The 6,249-nt window shown below is 47.8% G+C and carries 4 protein-coding genes; 3 read left to right on the forward strand and 1 reads right to left on the reverse strand.

Going from position 1 to position 6,249, the window contains the following annotated elements:
• Window positions 1-171: 171 nt before the first annotated feature.
• The 3 genes from BIZ37_RS28980 (at window position 172) to BIZ37_RS28990 (ending at window position 2,971) form a co-directional block, all read left to right on the forward strand.
• Complete coding sequence (locus tag BIZ37_RS28980) at window positions 172-1,359, forward strand: MalY/PatB family protein (RefSeq protein ID WP_187464489.1); 1,188 nt, start codon at window positions 172-174, stop codon at window positions 1,357-1,359.
• 129 nt (window positions 1,360-1,488) lie between these two features.
• Window positions 1,489-1,995 carry a VC2046/SO_2500 family protein gene (locus BIZ37_RS28985; RefSeq protein WP_107298560.1) on the forward strand — a complete coding sequence of 169 codons (507 nt, stop codon included), beginning with the start codon at window positions 1,489-1,491 and terminating at the stop codon, window positions 1,993-1,995.
• A 289-nt stretch (window positions 1,996-2,284) separates the two neighbouring features.
• Entirely contained in the window at window positions 2,285-2,971 is a 687-nt protein-coding gene (locus BIZ37_RS28990) for an SDR family oxidoreductase (protein ID WP_187464490.1), read from the forward strand.
• Window positions 2,972-3,093: 122 nt separating this feature from the next.
• On the opposite strand, the gene adhE is transcribed toward BIZ37_RS28990, so the two are convergent.
• Window positions 3,094-5,793 carry a bifunctional acetaldehyde-CoA/alcohol dehydrogenase gene (adhE, locus tag BIZ37_RS28995; protein ID WP_187464491.1) on the reverse strand — a complete coding sequence of 900 codons (2,700 nt, stop codon included), beginning with the start codon at window positions 5,791-5,793 and terminating at the stop codon, window positions 3,094-3,096.
• Window positions 5,794-6,249 lie beyond the last annotated feature (456 nt).

Here is a 6,249-nt window from a genome sequence, read left to right on the forward strand (position 1 = left end):
AAAAGAAAGGACCGAACGTTTCCACGTTCAGTCCTCTATGTGCCACCCAAGTATCCGTTCAGGTATAAACGATGACGCTTATCCGAATGGCATTAAGCCATGTGCTGGGGCTTTTTTATTTTCGGCTCATGTGGCAATAATAAGCGAGTTAATTTGCGCAAAGGATTCTTCATGCAGCCCACTAAACCAGTTAACTCAGCTAGTCCTCAACCCGACCCCTTGTTTGATCAACACATTGACCGTACCAGCAGCAATAGTATCAAATGGCAGAAATACCAAGGTCAAGATGTACTCCCTATGTGGGTCGCCGACAGTGACTTCAAGGTGCCAGAGGCTATCACTAATGCCCTACATAACCACGTCGATCACGGTATATTTGGTTATGGCAGTGCCCCTAAGGCGCTGACAGATCTCATCGTCGAACGTATGCAGCGCCTGTATCAATGGCATATCGAGCCAGAGTGGATTGTATATTTGCCGGGATTAGTCTGCGGAATTAACCTAGCAGTCCGTGCCGTTTGTGATGCAGAGCAAGGAGCCGCCTGCCCGAGTCCGATTTATCCACCATTCAAATCATCGGCTAAATTAGCCAAGCGTCCTTTGAGCAAATTACCGGTTTTGCTTGAAGGGCAACGCTGGTTGATGTCACTGGATGAAAAGACGCTATTACCTGACACGCGACTGCTGCTGTTTTGCAACCCGTTAAACCCTGGTGGCACGATATACCGAAGAAACGAACTGGAAGCCGTTGCTGACTTTGCCAAACAACAGGATTTGATTGTTTGCTCCGATGAAATCCATTGTGATTTGCTTCTCGAGCCTGGCTGCCAGCATATTCCCTTTGCCAGCCTCAATGAGGATGCGGCACAGCGATCTATTACCCTGATCGCACCGAGCAAAACATTCAACATCGCTGGCCTTGGTGCTTCGATGGCTATCATCCCTCACCCAACATTACGGCGGGAATTCATCCGTACCAAAGCCGGGATCGTACCAGATGTTAATGTTCTGGCTTACACTGCCGCCCAAGCTGCCTATGAGCACGGCCAACCTTGGCTCGACAGGCAACTTGCTTACCTGAGGCAAAACAAAACTACTGTCGAACAGGCCATTAACCGCATGCCCTATCTCACCCTTCAACCCATCGAGGGCACATACTTAGCCTGGATTGACGCTACGGCACTGCCCGTCCCTTCACCCTTCAAATTCTTCGAGCAGGCCGGTGTGGGGCTGTCACCCGGAGCAGATTTCGGTCACCCTGGCTTTATCAGGCTTAATTTTGCCTGCCGCCACCAAACATTGGTTGAGGCTTTACAACGTATGGAGCAAGCCGTTAATTCCTTACAGGAGCAGCAATAGCCCCTGCATAAGCAGTAATTGGCGAAAGAGTAACCGTTCACTTGTCTCGCCGCTTTTTTTATTAAAGAAATCACCGGCTGTACCGATACAAACCCTATAACACTGGTAGGTTTTCTCGGTACAGCATTAATGCAAATCCATTCACTCGACAAAGCACAGCTGATCAATGAAGTTCAGCTTGGCAGCCAACTCAGCCATGCGGTTGAGGGGGGACGTCGTGCCGATTTTGCCCTGATGCTCGCCCTGCTCTCTCCCGAGCAACTGGAAACCACCCCCGTTGATGCACTACCCGCCGCAGGCAAAACAGAAAGCGAGCTTCGTGCATACTTTGAGTTGCCGGAGCCGCAGCCGCTGTCGACAACAGAGAGCAGCTACCAGAATGCTGCCCTACAAGCACAAGCTTTCCATGAAAGCGGCTTAGCCGATGCCCGCCTGCTCGATAGCCTCAAGCCAACCCCTCTGACCTATCCGCCACAAGGCACCAAGGGTATGCCAGAAGAGGTGTACCACAACCTATCAGGCCATGAACGCCGCCTGTTACCACCCACTGAAGATGCAACCATCAAGGCATCTCCACAAGATCTATACCTGTCACTGGTCCAAGCCAAACGCTTCGCCGAAATGTACGGCGCCTGAACGCCTCCTCATGGGTGATTTTGCCTAATTTTGAAGTCAAAATGAGCCAACTTGCTAGTTATTACGTTGATATGATTATCATTACGAATTTAATTTCGTGACCGCCTTCATAGCTTTGTCACCTTTATGCTGCACAGTGATCACAGTTCACTAACATTTTAATGCTAGGTCGCAAGTTTGGGGGATTATTCACAGACAGCTACTCTGGGACTGCGTAACCTAAGTCTATGATTTGTAAGTTGGCTTTTTGACAGTAACAATGTGTCGGCAGCCTAATATAGGAAGAGCTATGAATATCGCACATTCAGTCATTATCATCACAGCGGCGGGGAGCCCCTTGGGTAAGGCCCTATCGCTCCATTTTGCCTCACTAGGGGCAAAACTGGCCTTGGTCGATGAACGTCAACATGCGCTAGTGCAAACTTTGCAAGCTTGTCAGGCCATCGGGGCACCATGCCAATCCTATCTGATCCCGGATCAAAGCGAGCGCACCATAGGTACCCTCATCAATAATATCCACCAGCATTTTGGCAAAATAGAAGTACTCGTAAACTGTTGGGTGGACTCAGCCCTGCCTTCACTATTAAGCCCTTCTTCGGTGGATCAGTTCAGCCGTTCGATGAATGAAAAAGCGACGCCTTTCTTTACCTTCGGCAAGCAGACCGCTCACTATATGCGCGACCACAACTGCCATGGGGTTATCATCAACCTAGCAGCCAATGAAGATTGTTTACACAACTCTGTCCATTCGGGCTCGAAAGCCATTGTTTCGGGCTTGACCCAAAGCTGGGCCAAAGAGTTAGCAGAGTTCAATATCCGTGTTGGCGGAGTGGTGCCACTCACTATTGAGTGCCCTTGTAACAATCACCACCATAAACTCAGCTCACCACTGCAATACGAAATCGCCCGCAGTGCCGAATATATTGTTGCCAATGACTACTTCAACGGCAGGATGATCGAAGCCGAAGTGAGTTAATCATCCTCAACTCTATCCTTTTCTTGGTTACTCCTTCCGTCTACTCCTTTGTAAACCAATAAAAAAGCCCGCCAAAGTGGCGGGCTAAATAGGTAGTCTAAAGTGCGCTAGCTAAACAATGATTAAGCTTCTGCTTTCTCTTTTTTAGCTTTTGGTGCTTTCGCCGCTTCCTGGTCTTCTTTTTTCTTGATGACCGTTGTGCCTTCGAAAGTCTCACCTTCAACAAACGCTTTACCGTAGTAAGAAGCTAGTAGCACTTCTTTTAGCTCAGCGATTAGAGGGTAGCGTGGGTTCGCACCTGTACACTGGTCATCGAACGCTTCGACAGCTAGCTCGTCAAGCTTCGCTAGGAAGTCAGACTCAGCAACACCCGCAGCCTGGATAGACATTGGGATTTCTAGGTTAACTTTTAGCTCATCCAACCATGCAAGTAGACGCTCGATCTTCTGTGCAGTGCGGTCACCTTCCTGAGATAGGCCTAGGTGGTCAGCAACTTCTGCGTAACGACGGCGTGCCTGTGGACGGTCGTACTGAGAGAATGCAGTCTGCTTAGTTGGGTTGTCGTTCGCGTTGTAACGAACAACGTTAGAGATAAGTAGTGCGTTCGCAAGACCGTGAGGTACGTGGAACTCAGCACCAATTTTGTGTGCCATTGAGTGACAAACACCTAGGAAGGCGTTGGCAAACGCGATACCGGCGATAGTTGCTGCGTTGTGTACTTTCTCACGAGCAATTGGGTCGTTAGCACCATTTGCGTAGCTCGAAGGTAGGTACTCTTTAAGCATCTTAAGAGCTTGTAGAGCCTGACCGTCAGAGTATTCGTTCGCAAGAACAGAAACGTAAGCTTCTAGGGCGTGTGTTACTGCATCGTAACCACCGAACGCTGTTAGCGACTTAGGCATGTTCATCACAAGGTTGGCATCAACGATAGCCATTTGTGGAGTTAGCTCGTAGTCCGCTAGAGGGTATTTAGCACCAGTCTTGTCATCGGTAACAACCGCAAACGGAGTGACTTCAGAACCTGTACCAGAAGTAGTAGTGATACATACTAGCTCAGCTTTCTTACCCATTTTCGGGAACTTGTAGATACGCTTACGGATATCCATAAAGCGCATTGCTAGTTCTTCGAAGTGCGTTTCTGGGTGCTCGTACATTACCCACATGATCTTCGCAGCATCCATTGGTGAACCACCACCAAGCGCTAGGATAACGTCTGGCTGGAAGCTTTGCATTGCAGCTGCACCTTTCTCTACTACAGATAGAGTAGGATCCGCTTCTACATCGAAGAATACTTGAACTTCAATGCCTTGCGCTTTAAGTAGCTGTACTACATCGTCAGCGTAACCGTTGTTGAATAGGAAACGGTCAGTTACAAGGAATGCACGCTTCTTGCCTTCTAGGTCGCCAAGCGCGATTGGCAGGCTACCACGACGGAAGTAGATTGACTTAGGTAGTTTGTGCCACAACATGTTTTCAGCTCGCTTAGCTACAGTTTTCTTGTTGATAAGGTGCTTAGGACCTACGTTCTCAGAGATAGAGTTACCACCCCATGAACCACAACCCAGTGTTAGAGACGGTGCAACGTTGAAGTTGTACAGGTCACCGATACCACCGTGGGTAGTAGGGATGTTTACAAGAATACGTGCAGTCTTCAGCTTGTCGCCGAAGTAGCGGATGCGGTCTGCATTCACGTCTTGGTTAGTGTAAAGACCAGATGTGTGGCCGATACCACCGATCTCAACCATAGTCACAGCCTGCTCAACAGCGTCTTCGAAGTTGTCAGCGCGGAATAGACCTAGAGTTGGAGATAGTTTCTCGTGTGCGAATGCATCGTCGTAAGACACTTTGCCCAGACCTTCACCTACAAGTACTTTGGTGTCAGCTGGAACTTTAACGCCTGCCATTTCAGCGATAGCTGGTGCTGGCTGGCCTACGATTTTCGCGTTCAGGTTGCCGTCGATAAGCAGTACTTTACGTACTTTCTCGGCTTCTGCCTTAGATAGAACGTAAGCTTTGTGAGAAGCGAAACGCTCTTTCACTTCGTCGTATACTTCGTCAACAACGATTGCAGCCTGCTCAGAAGCACACACTACGCCGTTATCGAAAGTCTTAGACATCAGGATAGAAGCAACAGCACGCTTAACGTCTGCAGTTTCGTCGATAACCACTGGAACGTTACCCGCACCTACACCGATTGCTGGCTTACCAGAAGAGTAAGCTGCTTTAACCATGCCTGGACCACCAGTTGCAAGGATAAGTGCGATGTCATCATGCTTCATCAGCGCGTTTGAAAGCTCTACAGAAGGCTGGTCGATCCAACCGATGATGTCTTTTGGTGCACCTGCAGCAACAGCTGCATCTAGAACCAATTTAGCTGCATCGTTGGTAGAGTTCTTCGCACGTGGGTGTGGCGAGAAGATGATACCGTTACGGGTTTTTAGAGAGATTAGAGATTTGAAGATAGCAGTAGAGGTTGGGTTTGTGGTTGGTACGATACCACAGATGATGCCCACTGGCTCTGCGATAGTCATAGTACCTAGGTTGTCATCCTCTTCAAGGATGCCACAGGTCTGCTCGTCTTTGTATTTGTTGTAGATAAATTCTGAAGCGAAGTGGTTTTTGATAACCTTATCTTCGACGATACCCATACCTGACTCTTCTACCGCTTGTTGCGCTAGAGGAATACGTGCTTGGTTAGCCGCTAGAGATGCAGCACGGAAGATTTTGTCTACTTGCTCCTGAGAGTAAGTCGCAAACTCTTTCTGAGCCGCTTTAACGCGTGCAACCATTGCATCTAGTTCAGCCATATTAGTAACAGGCATAGTTAACTCCTAACTTAAGATTGAAAACTTTTTAGTAAGGATGCGTTCACATCCTTTTGGGTTATCCGGGAGCCATCCTGCTCAAAAAACCGGTAACACACATACTTAGTAAATTGCTTTCAAAACTGATTATATTCTTTCACACCGCGAAAAAAATTGATTTAGATCACTTGTAACCATTTAGAGTTACACTTTGTTATTTTTTGACCCATATCACTCAAAAACAATAACCTAAGCGGTTGATTTGTGACCATACCGCTTGAAGTGCAGCGAAGTGAAGCTAAATCACACAAACATCAAGCCATATTATTACGTAATAAAGCTACACAATTTGTCATATATAGACAATAACGAGACCTAAATCACAGTTTCCAGAGCATCAGCATTCAGTTTTGTTTCATTAATGTAGCACGCAATGTGCTTACCAAAGAATAACCCATACCATGGGCATTTACA

This window comes from Photobacterium sp. BZF1, assembly GCF_014349205.1.
Classification (GTDB): Bacteria; Pseudomonadota; Gammaproteobacteria; order Enterobacterales; family Vibrionaceae; genus Photobacterium.

Bases quoted from the DNA above. Each gene is read 5' to 3' on its own strand.
- BIZ37_RS28990 (WP_187464490.1), top strand. From the start codon at position 2,285: ATGAATATCGCACATTCAGTCATTATCATCACAGCGGCGGGGAGCCCC.
- BIZ37_RS28980 (WP_187464489.1), top strand. From the start codon at position 172: ATGCAGCCCACTAAACCAGTTAACTCAGCTAGTCCTCAACCCGACCCC.
- adhE (WP_187464491.1), bottom strand. From the start codon at position 5,793: ATGCCTGTTACTAATATGGCTGAACTAGATGCAATGGTTGCACGCGTT.
- BIZ37_RS28985 (WP_107298560.1), top strand. From the start codon at position 1,489: ATGCAAATCCATTCACTCGACAAAGCACAGCTGATCAATGAAGTTCAG.